Annotated in this window: 15 protein-coding genes and 1 pseudogene; 4 read left to right on the top strand and 12 right to left on the bottom strand. The window is 67.3% G+C overall.

What is annotated here, in order from left to right; translation table 11 throughout:
- Nucleotides 1-367: 367 nt before the first annotated feature.
- Together AB7V09_RS04020 and AB7V09_RS04015 are read left to right on the top strand one after the other, a co-directional pair.
- Nucleotides 368-1070: pseudogene (locus AB7V09_RS04020) on the top strand (ABC transporter ATP-binding protein); the annotation flags it as partial.
- A 322-nt stretch (nucleotides 1071-1392) separates the two neighbouring features.
- The gene (locus tag AB7V09_RS04015; protein ID WP_419142999.1) at nucleotides 1393-3873 is read left to right on the top strand and encodes an FtsX-like permease family protein; all 2481 of its coding nucleotides are present in this window, start codon (nucleotides 1393-1395) and stop codon (nucleotides 3871-3873) included.
- A 44-nt stretch (nucleotides 3874-3917) separates the two neighbouring features.
- Here AB7V09_RS04015 and AB7V09_RS04010 read toward each other — a convergent pair whose 3' ends face one another.
- The gene (locus AB7V09_RS04010) at nucleotides 3918-4592 is read right to left on the bottom strand and encodes a response regulator (protein WP_419142998.1); all 675 of its coding nucleotides are present in this window, start codon (nucleotides 4590-4592) and stop codon (nucleotides 3918-3920) included.
- 68 nt (nucleotides 4593-4660) lie between these two features.
- Here AB7V09_RS04010 and AB7V09_RS04005 point away from each other — a divergent pair, with 68 nt between their 5' ends.
- Nucleotides 4661-5857, top strand: a complete 1197-nt coding sequence (locus tag AB7V09_RS04005; protein WP_419142997.1) for a sensor histidine kinase — start codon at nucleotides 4661-4663, stop codon at nucleotides 5855-5857.
- A 663-nt stretch (nucleotides 5858-6520) separates the two neighbouring features.
- Nucleotides 6521-7255 carry a sensor histidine kinase gene (locus AB7V09_RS04000; RefSeq protein WP_419142996.1) on the top strand — a complete coding sequence of 245 codons (735 nt, stop codon included), beginning with the start codon at nucleotides 6521-6523 and terminating at the stop codon, nucleotides 7253-7255.
- 359 nt (nucleotides 7256-7614) lie between these two features.
- Here AB7V09_RS04000 and AB7V09_RS03995 read toward each other — a convergent pair whose 3' ends face one another.
- The 11 genes from AB7V09_RS03995 to dacB form a co-directional block, all read right to left on the bottom strand.
- Nucleotides 7615-7938 (bottom strand): DMT family transporter, encoded by a 324-nt coding sequence (locus AB7V09_RS03995; protein ID WP_419142995.1) that lies wholly within the window; start codon nucleotides 7936-7938, stop codon nucleotides 7615-7617.
- Entirely contained in the window at nucleotides 7935-8324 is a 390-nt protein-coding gene (locus AB7V09_RS03990) for a DMT family transporter (RefSeq protein ID WP_419142994.1), read from the bottom strand. Before AB7V09_RS03990 ends, AB7V09_RS03995 begins: the two co-directional genes overlap by 4 nt.
- Before the next feature lie 80 nt (nucleotides 8325-8404).
- Nucleotides 8405-8815: a YvaD family protein gene (locus AB7V09_RS03985; RefSeq protein WP_419142993.1), complete on the bottom strand. Its 411-nt coding sequence runs from the start codon at nucleotides 8813-8815 to the stop codon at nucleotides 8405-8407.
- 59 nt (nucleotides 8816-8874) lie between these two features.
- Nucleotides 8875-9447: a GTP cyclohydrolase I FolE gene (folE, locus tag AB7V09_RS03980; protein WP_009747619.1), complete on the bottom strand. Its 573-nt coding sequence runs from the start codon at nucleotides 9445-9447 to the stop codon at nucleotides 8875-8877.
- Nucleotides 9448-9499: 52 nt separating this feature from the next.
- Complete coding sequence (gene ftsH, locus AB7V09_RS03975; RefSeq protein WP_271288925.1) at nucleotides 9500-11566, bottom strand: ATP-dependent zinc metalloprotease FtsH; 2067 nt, start codon at nucleotides 11564-11566, stop codon at nucleotides 9500-9502.
- A 196-nt stretch (nucleotides 11567-11762) separates the two neighbouring features.
- Complete coding sequence (cas6, locus tag AB7V09_RS03970) at nucleotides 11763-12281, bottom strand: CRISPR system precrRNA processing endoribonuclease RAMP protein Cas6 (protein ID WP_419142992.1); 519 nt, start codon at nucleotides 12279-12281, stop codon at nucleotides 11763-11765.
- A 1107-nt stretch (nucleotides 12282-13388) separates the two neighbouring features.
- Nucleotides 13389-13997: a hypothetical protein gene (locus AB7V09_RS03965; RefSeq protein WP_419142991.1), complete on the bottom strand. Its 609-nt coding sequence runs from the start codon at nucleotides 13995-13997 to the stop codon at nucleotides 13389-13391.
- A gap of 556 nt (nucleotides 13998-14553) precedes the next feature.
- Complete coding sequence (locus AB7V09_RS03960; protein WP_419142990.1) at nucleotides 14554-15876, bottom strand: hypothetical protein; 1323 nt, start codon at nucleotides 15874-15876, stop codon at nucleotides 14554-14556.
- Between the two features lie 221 nt (nucleotides 15877-16097).
- Complete coding sequence (gene hpt / locus AB7V09_RS03955; protein ID WP_003789094.1) at nucleotides 16098-16652, bottom strand: hypoxanthine phosphoribosyltransferase; 555 nt, start codon at nucleotides 16650-16652, stop codon at nucleotides 16098-16100.
- A 113-nt stretch (nucleotides 16653-16765) separates the two neighbouring features.
- Nucleotides 16766-18004, bottom strand: coding sequence for a zinc-dependent metalloprotease (locus AB7V09_RS03950; protein ID WP_419142989.1), 1239 nt, complete (start codon nucleotides 18002-18004; stop codon nucleotides 16766-16768).
- 81 nt (nucleotides 18005-18085) lie between these two features.
- Nucleotides 18086-19483, bottom strand: a complete 1398-nt coding sequence (gene dacB / locus AB7V09_RS03945) for a D-alanyl-D-alanine carboxypeptidase/D-alanyl-D-alanine-endopeptidase (protein ID WP_419142988.1) — start codon at nucleotides 19481-19483, stop codon at nucleotides 18086-18088.
- Nucleotides 19484-19629 lie beyond the last annotated feature (146 nt).

The following is a 19629-nucleotide window of genomic DNA, read 5'->3' as shown; positions in this document are numbered from 1 at the left end:
GCTAACGGTTGGCCCGCCGCAGCGGGAGGACCGAAACATCTTCAGCCCACCTCACACTGAGAGCCGGGACACGATCCGGCGGGGTCAGGGCACCTCACTTCGACCAAAACTTCATAGAAGACACGGAGCCGGGTCGATTATGAAGTTTTGGTCGAAGTGAGTGGGGGTCACGGCTGGAAGTGGGTGGGGGCTGCCGCTGACCGGCATCAGCGGGCCTCCATCGAAAGGCGGAGACGCCACTGCAGTCCGTTCCTTCGACGCATTCCGGTTCTTCTCCGCGATTCCTAGCCTCAAGGTATCCACCGATCTATCACGGGGACCGTGCGTCACACCGGCCGCGGCCCCGCCCGGAAGGAAGAGAAGCACCATGCCGCACCAGATTCCACACATCAGTCCCACCGTCAACAAGGTGGTTGAGGCCCGCGCGCTAAGCAAGATCTATGGCGAGGGCGAAGCCCAGGTCGTCGCCCTGGACACAGTCAGCCTCACCATCACCGAAGGAGAGTTCGCGGCCATCATGGGCCCCTCCGGCTCAGGCAAGTCCACCCTCCTGCACTGCCTGGCGGGCCTGGACACCCCCACCTCCGGCAGCGTCTTCATCGCCGGACAGGACCTATCAGGTATGAAGGACAAGCAGCTCACCGCCGTACGCCGCGACCAGCTCGGCTTCATCTTCCAATCCTTCAACCTGCTGCCCACCCTGACCGCCGAGGAGAACATCCTCCTACCCCAGCGCCTGGCCCGCCGCAAGCCGGACCGGGACTGGTACGACGCCGTCATCTCAGTCCTCGGCCTGACCGAGCGCCTGTCCCACCGCCCCAACGAGCTCTCCGGCGGACAGCAGCAACGCGTAGCCGTGGCCCGAGCCCTCGTGGGACGTCCCAAAGTCATCTTCGCCGACGAGCCCACCGGCGCCCTGGACACCGCCTCAGCCGCCAACCTGCTTCAGACCCTCGCCCACATGTGCCAGACCCTGGGCCAGACCGTCGTCATGGTCACCCACGACGAACAAGCCGCAGCCACCACCAACCGCATCATCCGCCTACGCGACGGACGCATCACCAACGACGACACCGTCCACCACACCCCCGGCACCCACACCGCACCGACCGCCCGCCCAGCCCAGCAGGCACCCGTCACCCCCACTCAGCCGGCCCCTCCCGCACCACCGATGATGGCACCGGCGACCCCGGCCGGCCCCACGCCGGCGCGCCGGGCTATCACCCCAGCGGCCGCACCGGAACCCCGCCACATCTCCAGGGCAAGCACCGCCCCCGTCACCCCCACCCCTGGTCCCGCCGCGGTCTACAGCGCCCGCCACGCCGCGCCTCCCAGCGCGACCCAGATGTTCGGCTTCGGCAGCCCCTACGCCACTGGAATGGAGGCCCGCTGATGCCTTCCCTCCTCGACCTGCGGCGAACAGTCGCGGCGTTCGTGGCCGTGGCCATGAGCGCCGCCCTCATCGCCTTCGCCTTCATCATCTCCGACTCCTTCCGCACCCAGACGCAAACCAGCGCGCGGGTGTCCGTAGGCGACGCCGCTGTCGTCGTCCAAGACGGTCGTAGAGCCAACAGCACGGAAGGCGCCCTGGACGACTCCCTCCTCAACCGGGTCTCCGCCCTTGACGGTGTCAGCTCTGTCCGTGGTGCCCACTGGGACATGCTGTGGCTCGACCTGCCCAAGCAGCTAAGCGCCGTCGGAGCCCAGGTCGCCGTCCAGGACGTCCCGGCGCTCACCAAGTTCACCACCCTGAGCAGCGGCCGGCTCCCCACCGCCACCGGTGAGGTGGCCATCGACTCCGACCTCGCCGAGCAGCAGGGCCTGAGCGTCGGCGACACCATCCGCCTCACAACCAAGGACAAAGACAACGCTAAGGCCGTCCACTCAGCTCCCACGGTGGTCGGCATCATCTCCGCCGGGGCCGACAGCAAGGACATCGGCACCGGCACCCTCTACGCCACCGCCGAGCAGCTCCAAGCGATGGGAGCCAGAATCAATTACTACAGGCTCTACGTCACCGCCAAACCTGGAACTGACACCAGTTCATTGATGAGGAATGTGTCCGAAATCATTCACCCTACCCAGCCCTCCGCCGTCATCCAGAGCGCGAACGAGGCCATCTCTCAGCGAGCTAAAGCAGAATTAGGAGGGACGACCATCTCAACCATCCTCAACCTCCTGTCCCCGGTCTGCGCGGCGGTCGCCATCATCGTCATCGCCACCACCTTCAGCACCCTGGTGGCGCGCCAGACACGCATGGTCGGACTCATGCGCTGCATCGGCACAACCCGCCGTCAGGTGATGCTCGCCGTCCTGCGCACCGGGCTCATGACAGGTCTGGTCGGCTCCGTCCTGGGCGCGGCACTCGGGACCGGTCTCGGCGCCATCGCGGTGTCCTCGGGAACCTTTGCGGACCTCAAGGCCGATCAGCTCACCATCTCTCCGGTGTCGCTCGGGCTCACCGTCGCCCTGGGGACACTAGTCACCCTCATCGCTGTACTCCACCCCGCCCGCTCCGCCACCCGCATCTCACCGCTCGTGGCACTCACAGGACAAGTCGCAAGCACCAAGCAGGCCGGACGCAGAAGGATGTGGGTCGCTGTCGCAGGAGTCATCATCGCCGCCATCGGCGCGGCCATCGTCGCCCTCGGCGTTCAGGCATCCGATATCTACATCACAGCATGTGGGAGCGCCGTCGTCGTCGTTGGGACCGTCCTCAGCCTTCCTCTGCTCGTCACCGCCATCATCGGATTCATCGGCAGAATCAGTGGTGACGCGCGATTCCCGGTCCTGGGCCTGGCTACCCGGAACCTGGCCCGTAACTCCGGACGGTCCGCCGCGACCGCAGCCACACTCTTCGTCTGCGTCCTGGTGGGGTCAGCGCTCTTCGTCGGCCTGTCCTCCTTGAACGCCTCCTTCGACGCCATCCTCGGCCACGGCTCACCCGTGGACGCCAGGATCTTCGGGGTCACGCCGCAGACCGATACCGCGCAGCTGACGAAGCAGGTCAAAGCAGTCGACGGGGTCAAGGATGTCACCTATGTTCCCTCCCTCGGCCTGACCCAGACCATCGATGGAAAGCCGAAGGACATTACTGTCGACGTCATTGATACCGGTAGTATCGCGCCTATTGTACGGTCCACCAGCGGCTTGGAGGGCCTCGATGACAAGACCCTCATTGTGGGCGGCATCTATGACATTCCAGATGGCGCCACAGTCACCCTGACCGGCGCAACCGGAAGTGTTGAGCTGAAGGCTCGCGTCCAGGAAGGCTGGGGCGCCGCCATCAGCCCGGCAGTGGCTCAGCGCATCAACAGCAATACCCCTACCAACACCACCATGTGGGTTCGGTCCACCGGCAATTCCATGACCTCCGATACCGAGCACGCCCTCAATGCGGCTGTCCGAGGTCAGGCTCTGATGGTGGCCGGTAGCGCCGCCGCCAGTGAGCAGATGTCATCCCTCATCACGAGGATGGCCCTCATCGTCTGCCTAGTCCTGGGGGCCGCCCTGGTCATCGCCCTGTCCGGGCTGGCCAACACCACGGACGTCTCGGTCCTGGAGCGCATTCGAGAGATCGGGGTGCTGCGCGCCACCGGCAGCTCACGCAAGGAGATCCGCCGCCTCATCGTCACCGAGGGGACCCTCCTGGCGGCCGTGGGTGGGGGCCTGGGGCTCCTCGTGGGGATGGCGCTGGGCGTTTCCGAAACGCTCGCGATGGCCAAGTCCGCCGAAGGCATGACGGTGCACGTCCCCTACTTCGCACTGATCGGCATGTTCGCCGCGACCCTGGCCGTGGGCCTGGCGGCCTCGCTACGCCCGGCCGGCCGGGCCGCCTCGGTGCCGCCGGTCAGGGCCCTGTCCGAGGAGTGAGGAGACCGGCGGTGAGGGTTGCTCCAGTGACCGGGACGGCGGACTCAGGCCCCCTGGGTCTTGTGGACGGCGACGACGAGCTTGAGCCGGGACGGGACGTCGTACTTCTTCATGAGGTGGGAGACGTGGGTCTTGACCGTGGACTCGGCGACGACGAGCTGCTCGGCGATCTCGGCATTGGAGTAGCCCTCGCACAGAAGGGTGAGGACCGCCTGCTCGGCCTCGGTGACGTCGGGGGCCTGGGCCGTCTGCGGGGAGCGCAGGTGGCGGGTGACGAGCCGGGAGGTGGCGGCCGGGGAGATCGTGGTCCCGCCCGCGCTGGCGGCGATGACGGCGCGGATGATCTCCTCGGGCGAGGCGTCCTTGAGCAGGAAGCCGTTGGCGTGCTGGGCGAGCGCAGCCACCATCGCCTCGTCGTCGTCGAAGGAGGTCAGCACGACGACGGCCGTGCGGGGCCACTGGCGGCGCACCCGGGTGAGCAGCTCCAGGCCGTCCATCTCGGGCATGCGCACGTCGGTGAGCAGGACGTCCACGCGGATCTTGTGGAGGAAGGCCAGGGCGTCGGCGGCGCGGGAGAAGGTGCTGGTCACCTCAATGCGCTCGTCGGAGCTGAGGTAGGCCCGCAGTGCCTGGAGGACGAAGGGGTCGTCATCGACGATGGCCACGCGCAGGACCTGCAAGGGAGCAGCCGGAGCATCAGTCACGTTGGGAACCGTCATGGAGGGATATTATCCGGATCAGCTCAGGGGAAGGTGGTGAGATGGTGTCAGCTGTTGCGGCGAATCTGATGCAGCCCACGCGGTACACGACGTGGCGGCCGACCTGGCGGCTGCACCTGGCGCACGCCTTCCTGGCCGCGCTGATTACTCTGTTCTCGGTCACGGCGGCATGGCCGCTGTATACGTCCATGATCGTCTTCGAGGTCGTCGGGGGCCTGGCGCTGGCTCTGTGCAGCCGCTTCCCCTGGCCGGGGGCCCTGTTGGGCAGCGCGATGGCGTGGGCCGGCACATTGATGATGACTGATGTGCCCATCTCCCCGGGCATCATTCCCTGGCTGTGCACGGCGGTCCTCGTGGCGCGCGGTTTTCCGCGGATGCCCGCCTACAGCCTGGTGGTCTTCTCGCTCGTGCTCTCGATCGCCGACGCCCGGTGGGGCGAGACCAGTGAGGGCTGGGTCTCGCTGCTGGCGTGGTGGGTTGTGGTCGGGGGCGGGGCCATCACTCTGGCCGAGCTCATCCGCAGCCCGCGCGACCAGGCCGAACACTCCTTGCACACCTACCGCGAGAGCATGGAGCGCCAGCGTCTCCTGGTGGTCACCGAGCTGCATGACACGGTGGTGCGGGACCTGACCCACGCGGTGATGACGGCAGAGCAGGCCCGGCTCGCGCACTCCCAGGACGCGGCGCTGGCACCCGAGCTGGACGCGATGACGACGGCGGTGCGCGCGGCGGTGGAGCAGATGCGGCACGCGCTGCGCGCCATGAGTGATATCCGCGGGGGCGAGCGGCTGGACATCGAGGCGACCTCCGCGCCGCGCCCCCTGGAGGCGGTCATCGCCGATGCCGCGGCCATCCTGGGGCAGCGAGGGTCGCGCCTGGAGGTCCAGGGCCTGGAGCTGCTCGGGATCCCCATGATTCCGCCGGGCGTGCGCCTCCAGCTGCTGCGGGTGCTGGGCGAGCTGGTGTCGAACATGTCCAAATACACGGCTCCGCAGGGGCGAGCGAGGCTGATCATCGAGTCCGACGGACGCTCCCTGGAGGCGATGGCGAGCAACGACATCGGTCTCCCGGGGCAGGTCGGCGGCGTATGGGCGGGCGCCGGCGCGCCGGGCAGTGGCGTACCAGGCTATGACGCCTTCTCCTCGGGCCTGGGCCTGGAGGGAGCCCGGCGCCGCGTGGAGGCCCTGGGCGGCAGCCTGAGCGTGAGCCAGGGCGAGGGCCGCTGGACCACCATCTTCAGTGTCCCCTTCCAGGCGGTCTCTTGAAAGGACGCTCAGCGACGCAAGCCCTGGGTGCGCGATCTGCCCGGATATGTCGTATCAGGTTGCTTAACCGGCGCTTGCATCCTGCCACCTGAGATGGCACCGATTGAGCCCAGCACGACGCGACCAGCCGTCGGCACCGTCAACACCGTCGACGGCAGGCCTCCATCATCCATCCGGTAGCCCTCCGTCTCAGAACCCATCTCCCAACATCCCGGCAACACGAGAGTGGTCAACATGCCTTTTCCCGCCTTCGACACTCAGACATCCTTCACATGGCACCCCACGCGACGCACTCACCTGCTCCATGCAGGAGTTGCCATCTTGCTTCTCAGCACCTCACCGGTGACCATAGGTGTCCCTCTTACTCCTTCCGCCTTCCTGGTCACCGCCATGAGCCTGGCCTGCCTGCCCCTGACATCCCGGCTTCCCGCCGCAGGAGCAGCCGCAAGCCTGGCCATTGCCTGGTTCGCCGCCACCTCCCCATACGATCTTGGCAGCATAGCAGTGTTACTGCCCTGGGGGCTTTGCATCATGCTTCTGGGCCGAGGCCTCCGACGCGACATGATCTACGTCCTCGCCTTCGCAACGACATTGTCACTCATCTCAGCAACACCAACATGGTTTCAAGGGCTGATCCCAGCAGCGACTGTTGGTGCTCCTTGTGTGGTGATCGGTGAGGTCATCCGCCATCACCGTCTCCAGGCCAACGTCGCCGAGCAGGAGCGCCGGCGCAAGCTCGACCAGCAACGGCGCCTGGTCGTCTCCGAGCTCCACGACACCGTCGTACGCGATCTCAGCCACGCCGTCATGATCGCCGAGCAAGCCCGCCTGGCCGACCCTCACAACACCCGCCTCAACGAAGAGCTCGCAGCCATCATCACCCCCGTGCGCACCGCCGTCGAACAGCTACGACGCAGCCTCAAAGCCATGAGTGCCGCCGAAGGAGACGACTCCCTCCTCCTGCTGGCCGCCTCACCCCCACCACCCCTGACCGACACCATCCGCACCGCCCGGGAAGCCCTCACACACCGAGACGCCCACCTCACCACCCAGGGCACCGACCTGCTCGACAACCCCAGCATCGGCCCAGGCGTCCGCCAACAGCTCGTACGCATCATCGCCGAGCTCATCAACAACGCCGCCAAGTACACACCCCCGTCCAGCACCGCCACCCTCACCATCGAGGCCGACGACAACACCCTCGAGTGCATGTGCACCAACCCCATCGATCCCGGCCGGCCCGCCAGCACCGCCACCTCATCCCAGCTCGGCCTTATTCAGGCCAGGCAACGCACCGAGTCCCTCGGCGGCTCCCTCCACATCACCCACACCAACGACCGTTGGACCGCCATCTTCACCATCCCCCTCCAACCCATATCCCCAATGCCCACCGACTGAGGCACCGGCGAGGACATTCCGCGCGGCCGGGTGCAATCCACTCCAGCCGGGGACATGGCACGCGTTCGGGGACGGCCATCCTGTCCCCAAGCGCGTGGACTGCACCCGTCGATGTCGAATGTCCCCGGCCGAGAGAACCTTCTGCCCACGCCACGTCCCTCACGAGGGCCGCTCGGCCAATCCATCCGCGGAGAAAGTGAGGGGATCGTGTCCACATCGGAGACAAAGGCTCGGAACGGACCCACACTGACGAAAGAAAACCGCATGATTCCGCGGTTCATATTGACGGCCAAGGAGCGCTGGCAGTCCTTTGTCACCGTTTTGGACATTCTGGCCCGCGATCACCTCCGGTGGCGTTGTCAGTGCGCGCTACCAAGCTCGACGAGGAGCACCCCGGCCATGATGAGCGCGATGCCGGCCGCCATAGTGCGGGTCAGCGGCTCACCGAAGAGAAGCCTGGAGGCGATTGCCGTCACGGCCACTCCCCCGGCCGACCAGATCCCGTAGGCAACACCAAGCGCCAGGCCCTCCTTGAGGGCCAGGGTCAACAAAGCGAAGGCCCCCAGGTAGCCGGCCATGACGAGGCCGTACCATCGCAGTCCTCTGCCGTCGGAGGCGAGCTTGAGTGAGAGTGTGCCGGTGGTCTCGGAGGCGATGGCTGCCACCAGGTAGAGCCCACTCATGACGCCTCACCGTCCTTGTGCTGCGTGCCTGCGCGCTGCGCCCCGACCTCCACGAGGAGCACCCCGGCCATGATGAGCGCGATGCCGAGGGCGACGAGCACCGTGATCGGCTCACCGAAGACGAGCATGGACAGCACGGCGGTCAGCGCCACGCCCAGGGCGCCCCAGAGTCCGTAGGCGACACCGAGCGGCATGCCGGCCTTGAGCGTCAGCGACAGGAGGATGAAGGCCAACGCGTACCCGATCCCAACCATGACGTAGAAGCCCGGCTGGTTCAGGGCCTGTCGCAGGGCAAGGGTCGCCGACACCTCGGAGATGATGGCGCCTCCAAGAGCCGGCCAGGCGCACGCGCCGTGGCCCGTAGCCCCCGCGCGATCCTTCAGCACACCGAGCACTGTCCAGCCTGTGGGTGCGTCTGCGCGGCACGCGCTCCCCCACGTGGACGGGCACAGCACGTCCCTGACCGTCACGCCCGGTTCTCCGCGGTCTCGAGGCGCCGGCAGACCATGGAGCCGAAGGCGAGCACCGGGACGATCATGAGCAGGGCGTTGGGTCCCCACCACAGCGGGTCGAAGTCGCGGTAGAAGGACCAGAAGGAGATCGCCATGAACCCGGCGCAGAAGGTGAGCATGAGTCCAACCGTCAGCACCAGGTCCCCGATCCTGCTGCCCACGCGCGTCAGGTGGGCGCCGAGGAAGCCGGTCAGCGCGGCGGCCACGTCGAGCGGGAAGAAGGACCAGTTCCAGGCCTGAATGACCTGGTTGGAGTAGTCCTTGAAACGCAGGTGCTCGGGAATGAGATTGAGGAAGACGACCGCCCAGTAGAGCAGCAGCCCGGCATCGACGGCCACCAGCAGCCTCTTGTACGTGGGACTCATCGCCCCACTATTTCACCGGTCCTCCCCGGTGTCGAGATCTCGTGGCCGTCAGCCGGCGCTCAGGACCGCTGGCCCAGGACCAGGCTCATGGCCTCGGAGCGGGTGGCGGCGTTGCGCATGATGCCGCGCACGGCGGAGGTGACCGTGTTGGAACCGGGCTTGCGCACGCCCCGCATCGACATGCACAGGTGCTCGGCCTCGACGACCACGAGCACCCCCCGGCACTGGAGGCGCTCGACGAGGGCGTCGGCGATCTGCCGGGTGAGCCGCTCCTGGACCTGGGGGCGCCGCGCGTAGCCGTCCACGAGGCGCGCCACCTTGGACAGGCCGGTGACGCGCCCGTCCTCGCTGGGGATGTAGCCCACGTGCGCCGACCCGTGGAAGGGCAGCAGGTGGTGCTCGCACACCGAGTACATGGGGATGTCGCGCACGAGGACCATCTCCTCGTGCCCGACGTCGAAGACCCGCTCGACGTGCTCGGCCGGGTCCTGGTCGAGGCCGGCGAACATCTCCGCGTAGGCGCGCGCCATGCGCTCGGGGGTGTCGCGCAGCCCGTCGCGCTCGGGGTCCTCCCCGATGGCGACGAGCAGGTCGTGCACCGCGCGGCGCACGCCCTCGGCGTCATAGCTCATGGTCAGCCTCTGTCTCTCTGTGCCTGCCGGGCCCGCCTGAGCCCGGGCCGGCTCAATGGTTGTAGCCCCAGAAGTCGTCGCTGTTGTGGGAGTCGTCGGACTCACCGCCAGGGGCGGAGGCGGCCTCGACGACGGGCAGCGACTCGTCGCTGCGCCACAGGGGCCGCTCGGGCTGCTTGATGACGCCCTCGAAGATCCTCTCCAGGTCCTTCTCCAGGAGCGTCTCGCGGGTGAGGAGCTCCTCGGCCAGCTGGTCGAGCACGGCGCGGTTGCGGGTGAGGATCTCCCAGGCCTCCCGGTGGGCGGTGTCCAGCAGGTTGCGGACCTCGGTGTCGACGGTGGCGGCGACCTGCTCGGAGAAGTCGCGGCTGGTGGCGTTGAGCCCCAGGACCGTCTCGCTCTCGGTGGTGCCGAGCTTGACGGCGCCGACGGCGCTGGTCATGCCGTAGTCGGTGACCATCTTGCGGGCCGTGGCGGTGGCCTTCTCGATGTCGTTGGAGGCGCCGGTGGTGGGGTCGCGGAAGATGATCTCCTCGGCGGCCCGCCCGCCCATGGCGTAGACGAGCTGGTCGAGCAGCTCGTTGCGGGTGGTGGAGTACTTGTCGTCCTGGGGCATGACCTGCGTGTAGCCCAGGGCGCGCCCGCGCGGCAGGATCGTCACCTTGGTGACCGGGTCGGAGTAGGCGCCGGCGGCCGCGCACAGTGCGTGGCCGGCCTCGTGGTAGGCGGTGACGCGCTTCTCGTGGTCGCGCATGACGCGGGTGCGCTTCTGCGGGCCGGCGATGACGCGGTCGATGGCCTCGTCCAGGGCCCGGTTGTCGATGAGGTGGGCGTTGGAGCGGGCGGTGAGCAGGGCGGCCTCGTTGAGGACGTTGGCCAGGTCTGCGCCGGTGAAGCCGGGGGTCCGCTTGGCCACGAGCTCGAGGTCGACGTCGTCGTTGAGGGGCTTGCCCTGGGCGTGGACCTTGAGGATGGCGGCGCGCCCGGCCATGTCGGGGGCCTCGACGCTGACCTGCCGGTCGAAGCGGCCCGGGCGCAGGAGGGCCGGGTCCAGGACGTCGGGGCGGTTGGTGGCGGCGATGAGGATGACGTTGGTGTTGGCGTCGAAGCCGTCCATCTCGACGAGGAGCTGGTTGAGGGTCTGCTCGCGCTCGTCGTGCCCGCCGCCGGTTCCCGAGCCGCGGTGGCGGCCGACGGCGTCGATCTCGTCGACGAAGATGATGGCGGGGGCGTTCTCCTTGGCCTGGTCGAACAGGTCGCGCACGCGCGAGGCGCCCACACCGACGAACATCTCGACGAACTCGGAGGCCGCCATGGAGAAGAAGGGCACGCCGGCCTCGCCGGCGACGGCCTTGGCCAGGAGAGTCTTACCGGTTCCGGGCGGGCCGTAGAGGAGGACGCCCTTGGGGATCTTGGCGCCGACGGCGCGGAACTTCTCAGGCTCGGAGAGGAACTCGCGGATCTCCTCGAGCTCCTCGACGGCCTCGTCCTCGCCGGCGACGTCGTCGAAGGTGACGTCGGGCATCTCCTTGGAGCCGACTTTCGCCTTGGAGCGGCCGAAGCCCATGGCGCCGCCGCGCCCGCCGCCCATGCGGCTCAGCATCCACCACATGAAGCCGCCCAGCAGCAGGGCGGGGACGAGCAGCTGGATGAGGGAGGACCACCAGCTGGTGGTGGGCACCACGGAGTTGAAGCCCTCCTTGGGGGCGGCGGCCTGCACGAGGCGGTCGACCTGCTCGGCCTGGGCGTCGGTATAGGAGAACTCGACCTTCTTGCCCACCGGGCGCGACTCGATGCCCTTCTTCTTGGGCTGGACGTAGGTGGTGGTGAGGTCCAGCTCGACGCGCTGGTTGCCGTCGACGACGGTGATCGACTTGATCGTGTCCGGCTTGTCCCGCAGGAGCGTCAGGCCGTCGGAGGTGTCGATGGTGCGGTAGCCGAACATCGAGGAGAAGACGGCCCAGCCGAGGATGACGACCAGAAGGAAGGGCACCAACCACAGGAACGGGTTGCCCAGGGTGTCGCGGAGCTTGCGGTCGCGCTTGCTGCGGTCGTTCTTACCGGCCTTGCCCGGCTTCCCCGAGTCCTTGCGGCCGGGCTCGCGCCCAGAATCTTTCATCGTGCGGTAGGTCCCTTCAACATACTGATTCCTCAGACGTTAGCGGATAGCACGGCAAAGGTCCCATTGCGCTTGCTCACGTTCGCGCCGGGCGTGGCCGGGAAGATCCGGCCGAGTGGGCCGATTGGAGGCTGCCTGGCCGCGAGGACGCACCATGGGGCCCGAGGACTGCGGCCCAGGGGTGAGTCCGCGGCCCTTATGGTGCGTCCGCGACGACGTCGATGACGCCCATCCCGTAGGCGCTGTGGGAGCCGACACTCGTGTAGCGGGCCAGGGCCATGAGCTGGGAGAAGACGGCGGTGATGGGGCCGGCGGCGGGGGCGCTGATGCGCAGGGTGCCGACGCTGGCGGGGATGCGGCGGCTGGAGAGGCGTCCGCGGCGGTCGGCACGCGGCATGCCCAGGCCGACGACGGTGCGGCGGGTGCGGTCCTGGGTGATGAGGACGGAGGTGAGGCGCTCGCGCTCGGGGAGCTCGGGGGCCAGGGGGCGGCACCAGTGGCGCCAGCGCGCGTGGAGGCTGGTGGCCAGGGAGGCGGCGGTGACCTCGGGGACGTGGTGGCCGCGGGAGGTGAAGACGGTGGGGGTGAGCAGGCGGATGTCCCAGGCGGTGGAGGCGGTCTGGGCGGCGAGGTCCTCCCAGTCGGCCTGTTCGAGGACCTGAACTGGAATGCTGGATACATTTCGAACAGCACTCGTGTTCTTGTTCCAGATCACCTTACTAAGTCCAGGAACTCGTGTTCGACCTCGCTTAGAGTGCGACACCAATGGAATCTGTTCACTAATTTCCCAAGGACACCCCTGTGCGCCACACCAACGGACAGATAGCATAGAACTCGAGCCATCCCAGAACTCTCTTAAATATTTACTGATCGCCACCACCCGAGTAAAAAATCACCACACCCTCATCAACAGGCACCGACATACCATCATACCAACGGCCTGACGCACAGCACAGTTCACATATACTCGACCATCACACACCCCACCGCCTTCTCAGCACAGCAACCCAGAAATGTTGCACGATGAATGAATCCGACCCAAATCCCAATGAAGACAACGCCTTTGCGGCACTTACGTGCCAGGATCTGGGCGGCGACGTCCCGCCTGAGCAAGTTCAGCCGCTCATCCAGTTTGCCAACCGGCGACAACAGTCCGAAGACTTTCCTATGGTGCCACAACACGCAGCCCCAGGTAGCACATTATGGAACGACTCACGGAGCTGTCGACCCACACACCGCGTCATCACTCGATGAGTCGCGCAAATTCTCCCACAACAGTGGGTGAATCCTGAGTGTCCAAAGATGCCCCTAATCACAACGGAAACCACCTCTTGATCGCCGCCTATAATTGGGGACGGTCACACCAGAGGTAGGAACCAACCCCAACACCTTCGACCACCCAGGCATCGAAGAAACGAGGTAATTACCTTCTTCTCAGTTGATCAACTCGTAGCCCCCAGTCACAGTCATTCCTCGACAAAGAAGGCAACTCCTTTTCAGGGGCTCGTTCTTTTGACATAGTTCACAGAATTTCTTTCTCACTTTCGCTATCTCCACCGGCTCAGAGACCTCCCTTCAGCGCCGATCGGCGGCGCCACCCTTCCTTTACCTTACGACCAACTTTCCGACCACCGAGACCACAAGGCCGCACGACGCCATCCATGACGCTATCGCGCATTCCGTCTCGATGACTTCGCGCGCAACCTACTCTTCGAACTTCTCTAAGGGTTTCACTGCCGACACAGGATCCACACCATCGACTGAGGGGAAGAAATACTCACCCACCCCAACATACACAAACTCTCCAGGAAACAACCCAACATCATTGTTCCCCACTTTGCACCCGATACGGATATAGATCGACGAGAGCCAACAGTGGTGCCGCAAAAGCGATAACGACAACAGCGAGATCCGTAAAAATCAAGGCCCACCAATCACCTCCACGCGTCGCACCCTTCCATATAGCAACCACCACCACAACAAAGACTAGGAATCCACACAATCCCCCAGACCCACACTGCAAACAGACCATGAGACAAATCCACAGAGTTGAAGCCGGCCGTGTCGGCAGACGCAAACTCTCACCACACAACGTAGCCGCCAAAATACCTAAGACGAGCGCAACGCAAAGAAACACATTTGTGCGCTCCGGATCTTCGGTGAGGTATCGCGACAAGACACTCACCCAACCCACGGGAACACGAAAAGAAGAAAAAATACGATAGGAGACAGCTAATGGCGTCCCATGAAGGTTTTTTAAAGCACTATCTTCAGACTCAGCAGGATCGTTGATATTGAAGACAGAATCACGTACATCGGCAGCACCGAACAACACACCAACAGTGGAAATTGCACGAAGTGACGCAACAAACGAATAGGCGGCAGTGAATGAGATTGCGCCGGCAATTCTATCGAAGAGTTTCTCGAGCACAACTCTTCCTTTCAGAAATCTAACAGAATAACACTTTAAAGCAATGTCGAACCGACATTATCTATGGAAGTTTCCCAGTTGTCAAGAAGGGGCACCGAACCTCTATCCGAACAGCGGACATATACGATGGTGAGCCACCAGGAAACGCGCAAAAAACAGAATTCCAACCTCTGCTCGCTGGTTGTAGGGGCAACGGCCATGCTCGCTGCGTCGACACCTATCCACTCACGCTACCTCAGAAGAACAGTCAATCCGACCACCAGTCCCTTGAACAGGCCCTCCGAGTCGCACCGAACCACCCCGCCACCACGGGCGCCGTCCTCCTCGACGGCCACCAAGGTCTCCACCCCAGGTGGATTCTTGCCAGGTGAGTTCGCAGGAATCCAGGAAACGTCACGCATCCGAAACGCCTCTACCGCGGGGGCCGGCCAAGCGGACGCTCACAAAAGCGGGCGGGACCGAGAAACTCGGCATCCGCCCACTCACGCCCACTCGTCACCCGCCCACGAGCGGGCAGGCAGTCAGGCGACCAGGCGGCGGCCCAAGCCGCCTCGCTTCAGGCGCGGCGCAGGCGCAGGATGACGAGGCCGGCAGACAGCAGGATCGCGGCCACGGACAGCACGCCGATCGCCACGCCCGTCACCGGCAGCCACCGCTCCCGGACACTCTGGGCAGAAGGCCGCTCAGCGGCGCTCGTGCGCCCCTTCGCGTCCTGGCTGCTGCCAGCACCCACCACGACCTCGTTGTGGTCGCTGCTCCCAGCCCCGCTCGAGGACTGCGAGCCGGCGCTCGCGCCGTCCGGCACGGAGCCGCCGTTGGAGGACGGGGCCCCCGCAGCCGGGCCCTGCTGAGGCTTCGCTTGGGACGAGGCCGACGCCGAGGCCTCCGGGGCCGGCGTCGCAGCGCCACCCCCGGCACCCGCACTGCCGCCACCAGCGCCGGCGCGCTGCTGATCCGCCGGGGCGGGCGCGCCACCAGCGGGGGCGGACCACTGCGGGCGCGCCACCAGAGCCACCTCGGCCATCGTCTGCGCGTCCAGGGTCTGCGCCTGAGCGGTCCCCGTCGAGGCCCGCACCACCTGGTTGTTACCGACGTAGATGCCGACGTCATAGACGTTCCCGAACACCGTGGACTGGGCGGGGGCCGAGCCGGACTCGCCCTGCCCCCCGGGCAAGGGGTTGGAGAAGAAGACAATGTCCCCGGGGCTGATCGAGCCGTCCGTGTTCAACCACAGGCGCCCCTGGGAGTGGAACCAGCCGGCCAGGTCGTCCGGCTTCCAGCTCCCGGAGAGGTCCTGGCCGACATCGGCCCGGTAGCCGACCTGAGTGTTCTGGTCCGCCGCATACGTGGTGTGCGAGTAGTCCCAGCCGGAGAGGACCATGCCCACCAGCGCCGAGGAGGTGATCGCGTACGGGGCGGAGCCGCTGGCACGCACATTCGCACCCGACAGCGGCGTGGACCGCGACGCGTCCGACACCAGGGAGCCTCCGGCGTTGACGAAGGACTGGGTCCGGGCCACGACGTCGTTGGCAGCGGCACCGTCCGCGGCGGCACTCGGGAAGGCCGGGAGACCCTGCGGCACGGCCCACTGGCCATCGGCCAGCAGGACCGAGACAGCCCCCAGCGCCCCCTCGGGACTCGTGCTCTGCACGTCGTAGGTCAGGCCACCGCCGTCGCCGGGCGCCTCGTCACCGAGGGTGGTCAGGGTGCCGGAAGCCCCGCTGACCTGCGCCATCTCAGCGACCGTATTAAACGTGCCGCCGGAGGTCGGCTCGGCCGCCACCGGAGCCATCATGGGGAAGCTCAGCGAGGACGACAGCACCACCGCACCGGCGAGGCCGACCAGCCTCGGGGCGCGTCGACGCACAGTCTTCTTCACTGTTACCAATAGTCCTTCCACGTCACCCGCCGGGAGAGAGCATCCACCGGCGACCTACACTTGTTATCTTAACGTAACGTACGCGACTCCGACCACCTTGAAAAGGGGGAAGATCGCAGTTCCGGGGCTCCTTGAGCACCATCCGACGACGGCGGTCAGGCGCCACATCCCGTTATTTTTCCGCCCAACCCCCAGGTTGCGTCAAGGTTGACCTGGATCAGTCAGCCCCCGTAGACCTCAGGGCGCAGCGTACCGATGAACGGCAGGTTGCGGTACCGCTCGGCGTAGTCCAGCCCGTAGCCGACGACGAACTCCGTAGGAATATCGAAGCCGACGTACTTGACGTCCACCTCGACCTTGGCGGCGTCGGGCTTGCGCAGCAGCGTGGCGATCTCCACCGAGGCCGCACCGCGTGAGGACAGGTTGCCCACCAGCCAGGACAGGGTCAGGCCGGAGTCGATGACGTCCTCAACGATGAGGATGTGCCGGTCGGTGACGTCGGTGTCCAGGTCCTTGAGGATGCGCACCACGCCGGAGGACTTGGTGCCCGAGCCGTAGGAGGACACCGCCATCCAGTCCATCGGGGCGCTCATGTGCAGCCGGCGCGACAGGTCCGCCATGACGTAGACGGCCCCCTTGAGCACGCCGACGAGCAGAGGGTCACGGCCCGCATAGTCCGCGTCGATCTGCGCGGCCATCTCATCGAGGCGCTGCCCGATCTGCTCCTCGGTGATGAGAACCTGCTGAAGGTCCGATCCCATGTCCGTGGCGTCCATACGCCCTGCCTTCCTCATGTGTCGTCATGGCTGCGCGGGCTCACCGGGGCCGGGGAGGCCACCGGTCCGCGCCGACGCCATAAGCCTGCCACAACGGGCCCCGGCCTGACACGTCAGCTGACGCGACGTACCCACACGTCGGGTCGGGCGAGCTCAGCCGGCGTGGGCAGCAGCTCGGGATCGGCCCACACGGCGTTGAGCCCCTCGTGCCCGATGCGGGTCACGACGCTGCGCACGAAGGCGGCGCCGTCGGCGTACTGGGCCTCCTTGGCCTCCAGGCCCATGAGCCGGTGCAGTAGGAGCGAACCCAATCCGGGCCCGGGGCCGATGCCACCGTCGGCCGCGCGGCTGCGCGAGAGCACGGCCCGGAGCCGGTGGACCGAGGGCATCCGGTTGGGGTGCACGTCATCGAGGACCACCTCGGCGTGCCCCTCCAGGAAGGTGAGCGCGGCCGCCAGGGAGGCGACCTCGGCGCGGTCCGTGACGTTCATCAGACCCTCGAGCACCCGCCCTCGGCCGGCGCGCGCCGCAAGACGCACCGCCCGGCCCCGCCGCGGCCGACTCCCCCGCTCCTGCCGACTCCCGCCGCCGGCGCTTCGGGCACCGTTGGCACTGCCGTATGCGGCCTCGACGACGGCGCCGATCACCATGCGCATGGAGTCCGACAGGTAAGGGCCAAGCCAGGGCGCGGCGGCCAGCTGGACGGCGTGGGTCATCTCGTGCAGGCAGACCCAGGCGGGGAGGTCGAGCATGTCCAGGTCCATCTGGCGGCGTACCGCCAGCACGTTGGGGGCCACGAGCAGCAGGTGCGGCGACGCCGCCCCATCCCAGCCTCCACCTGTTGTCACGTCACGGGCCGGCGCGGTCCCGGACGTCACGACGTCGTCGCCCTCGCCGTCCCCCTCGCCGGCGGGGCGAGCGGGGCCGGAGGCACCGCCCCCGTGGCCGCGGGTCCCGCTCGGGGCCGCGGGCACCACCTGTCCCAGGAGCCGGGTGGCCAGCAGGCTCATCGCCCCGGCGACCTCGGCGGCCCCGACGAGCTGGATCGCCTCCGAGGCCGGCGGGGCGGGCACCTGCTCCATGAGGCCGCGCAGCGCCCGGGTGGAGGCGCGCACGAGCCCGGCCCGGTCGACGACGCTCACCCGCGTGGTCTCGGCGACCTGCTGGGCCGCTCGGTTCAGGCCGGTGATCCTGGCGACCCAGGCCGGTGCCTCCTGGGCGGAGCGGCGCAGGACCGCCACCGAGCTGGCGCGCGCCGAGCGCGAGGCGCTGGGGCCCGCCGGGATGAGCGCGGTCAGGCGCTCCACCGTCCGCCAGTCGACGAGTCCCGCCGCTGTGCCCTGGGTCGTCACCGTGACACCTTTCTCGCCGAGTTCACCGGGCTGAGCGAGCCCCTGCCTGTCGCCGCTGCGCCGAACACGCCGCCGCACCCCTTACGAGCATCCGCACGAGGCCAGGGGCGCCACGAAGTGGTTGTCGATCGCGGCTGCGGCTGCGGGTGCCCCGCCGCCGTTGGTGGGGAAGCCGTTGGTCATGACCGCGAAGGCCAGCTGGCGCCCGTCGGCGGTGGTGACGACCCCGGCCAGGGAGGCGGTCTGCTCCAGCGAGCCGGTCTTGGCGCGCACCGTCCCGGCCGCGGCGGTGTCGTGCAGACGCTTGCCCAGGGTGCCGTCCAGGGCGGCGACGGGCAGGTCGGCGATGAGGGTGCGTCCGGCCGAGCCACCCTCGCCTCCGGCGGCCTTGGTGATGATCTGGGTCAGGAGCCTGGCCGGGACCTTGTTGCCCTTGGCCAGCCCGGAGGAGTCCAGGAGCGTCACCCCGGAGGTGTCGAAGCCGTCCTTGCTCAGCTGGGCGAGCACGGCCTTGGAGGCCCCGGCGAAGTCGGTGGTCTCCTTGGCGTGCGCAGCCACGAGCCGCCCCTCGACCTCGGTCATCGTGTTGTCAGAGGTCTTGAGCGACACGGCGAGGATGTCGGACAGCGGGGCGGAGGAGACCGAGGCTACCTCCCGGGCGCTGCCGGAGGCTGCGGCGCGCGTCGGCTCGCCGTCGACCGTGATGCCGGCCTCGCTCAGGTGCTTGGCGAAGGCCTGGGCGGCCTCCATGGCCGGGTCCTCCGGGTAGCCCTGGTTCTGGGTGGCCGAGACATCCACCATGATCGGCTGGATCTTGGCCACGTACTGCTCGTTGCCGGCCTCCCACTTCTCGTTCCACTGGGGGCCGGTGAACAGGGTGTCGTCCAGGCGCAGGGAGACCGACGTCGTCCCCTGGGACTTGAGCTTCTCGGCGGTGGCGCGGGCGAGGTCGCCCAGGCCCGCGTGGCCGGCCGTGGCGCTCGGGTTGCCCTCGTTCTCGGCCAGCAGCACGTCGCCGCCGCCCACGAGGGTGAGGGTCTGTCCCTCCAGGACGGCCTTGGTCTGGAGGGTGTGGCCCGGGCCCATGGAGGACAGGGCGGCCCAGGCGGTGAGCACCTTGTTGGTGGAGGCCGGCGTCACCCCGGAGGCGGCCGAGCGGTCCAGCAGCTCCTCGCCGGTGGCGATATCGACGACGGAGGCCGTCACATTCCCCCCGGTCAGGGCGGCGTCGGAGACCACGCCCTGGATGTAGCCGTTCAGGGCAGTCTTGGAGGGCGTAGGAGCCCCCTGGTCCAGGCCGGAGGGGGCGGCGGTCTTGGCGCTGGGGGCGGCCGGCGTCGGGAAGGGCCTGGGGGCGACGTCGGCGTAGGCGACCGTCACCGGGCCGGGCAGCAGGTCGAGAGCATCGCCCAGGCTGTAGTAGCCGCTGAACACCAGCAGGCTCGCCGCCGTCAGGGCAGCGGTCTGGACCTTGCGCATACGTCCTCCGGACTGGGTTGTGGACAGGCTGGGATGGCCTGTATATCAAGTGGGTGGGGCGCCCAGGAGGTTACTGCCACCCGTGCACCGACGTGCAGAGTACGCGTTTACCGACCTCAGGCGCTGTCGTGCGCCACACTAGTGCC

Origin of the sequence: Actinomyces sp. SKVG-SVH-4(1), from assembly GCF_048514265.1 — a bacterium.
Taxonomy (GTDB): domain Bacteria; phylum Actinomycetota; class Actinomycetes; order Actinomycetales; family Actinomycetaceae; genus Actinomyces; species Actinomyces oris.
The sequence above is the reverse complement of the archived record's forward strand: the minus strand, read 5'-3'. Positions and strand labels throughout refer to the sequence as shown.

Coding starts and splice junctions, on each gene's coding strand:
- AB7V09_RS04015 (WP_419142999.1), top strand. CDS start 1,393: ATGCCTTCCCTCCTCGACCTGCGGCGAACAGTCGCGGCGTTCGTGGCC.
- AB7V09_RS04010 (WP_419142998.1), bottom strand. CDS start 4,592: ATGACGGTTCCCAACGTGACTGATGCTCCGGCTGCTCCCTTGCAGGTC.
- AB7V09_RS04005 (WP_419142997.1), top strand. CDS start 4,661: ATGCAGCCCACGCGGTACACGACGTGGCGGCCGACCTGGCGGCTGCAC.
- AB7V09_RS03995 (WP_419142995.1), bottom strand. CDS start 7,938: ATGAGTGGGCTCTACCTGGTGGCAGCCATCGCCTCCGAGACCACCGGC.
- AB7V09_RS03985 (WP_419142993.1), bottom strand. CDS start 8,815: ATGAGTCCCACGTACAAGAGGCTGCTGGTGGCCGTCGATGCCGGGCTG.
- folE (WP_009747619.1), bottom strand. CDS start 9,447: ATGAGCTATGACGCCGAGGGCGTGCGCCGCGCGGTGCACGACCTGCTC.
- ftsH (WP_271288925.1), bottom strand. CDS start 11,566: ATGAAAGATTCTGGGCGCGAGCCCGGCCGCAAGGACTCGGGGAAGCCG.
- hpt (WP_003789094.1), bottom strand. CDS start 16,652: ATGGACGCCACGGACATGGGATCGGACCTTCAGCAGGTTCTCATCACC.
- dacB (WP_419142988.1), bottom strand. CDS start 19,483: ATGCGCAAGGTCCAGACCGCTGCCCTGACGGCGGCGAGCCTGCTGGTG.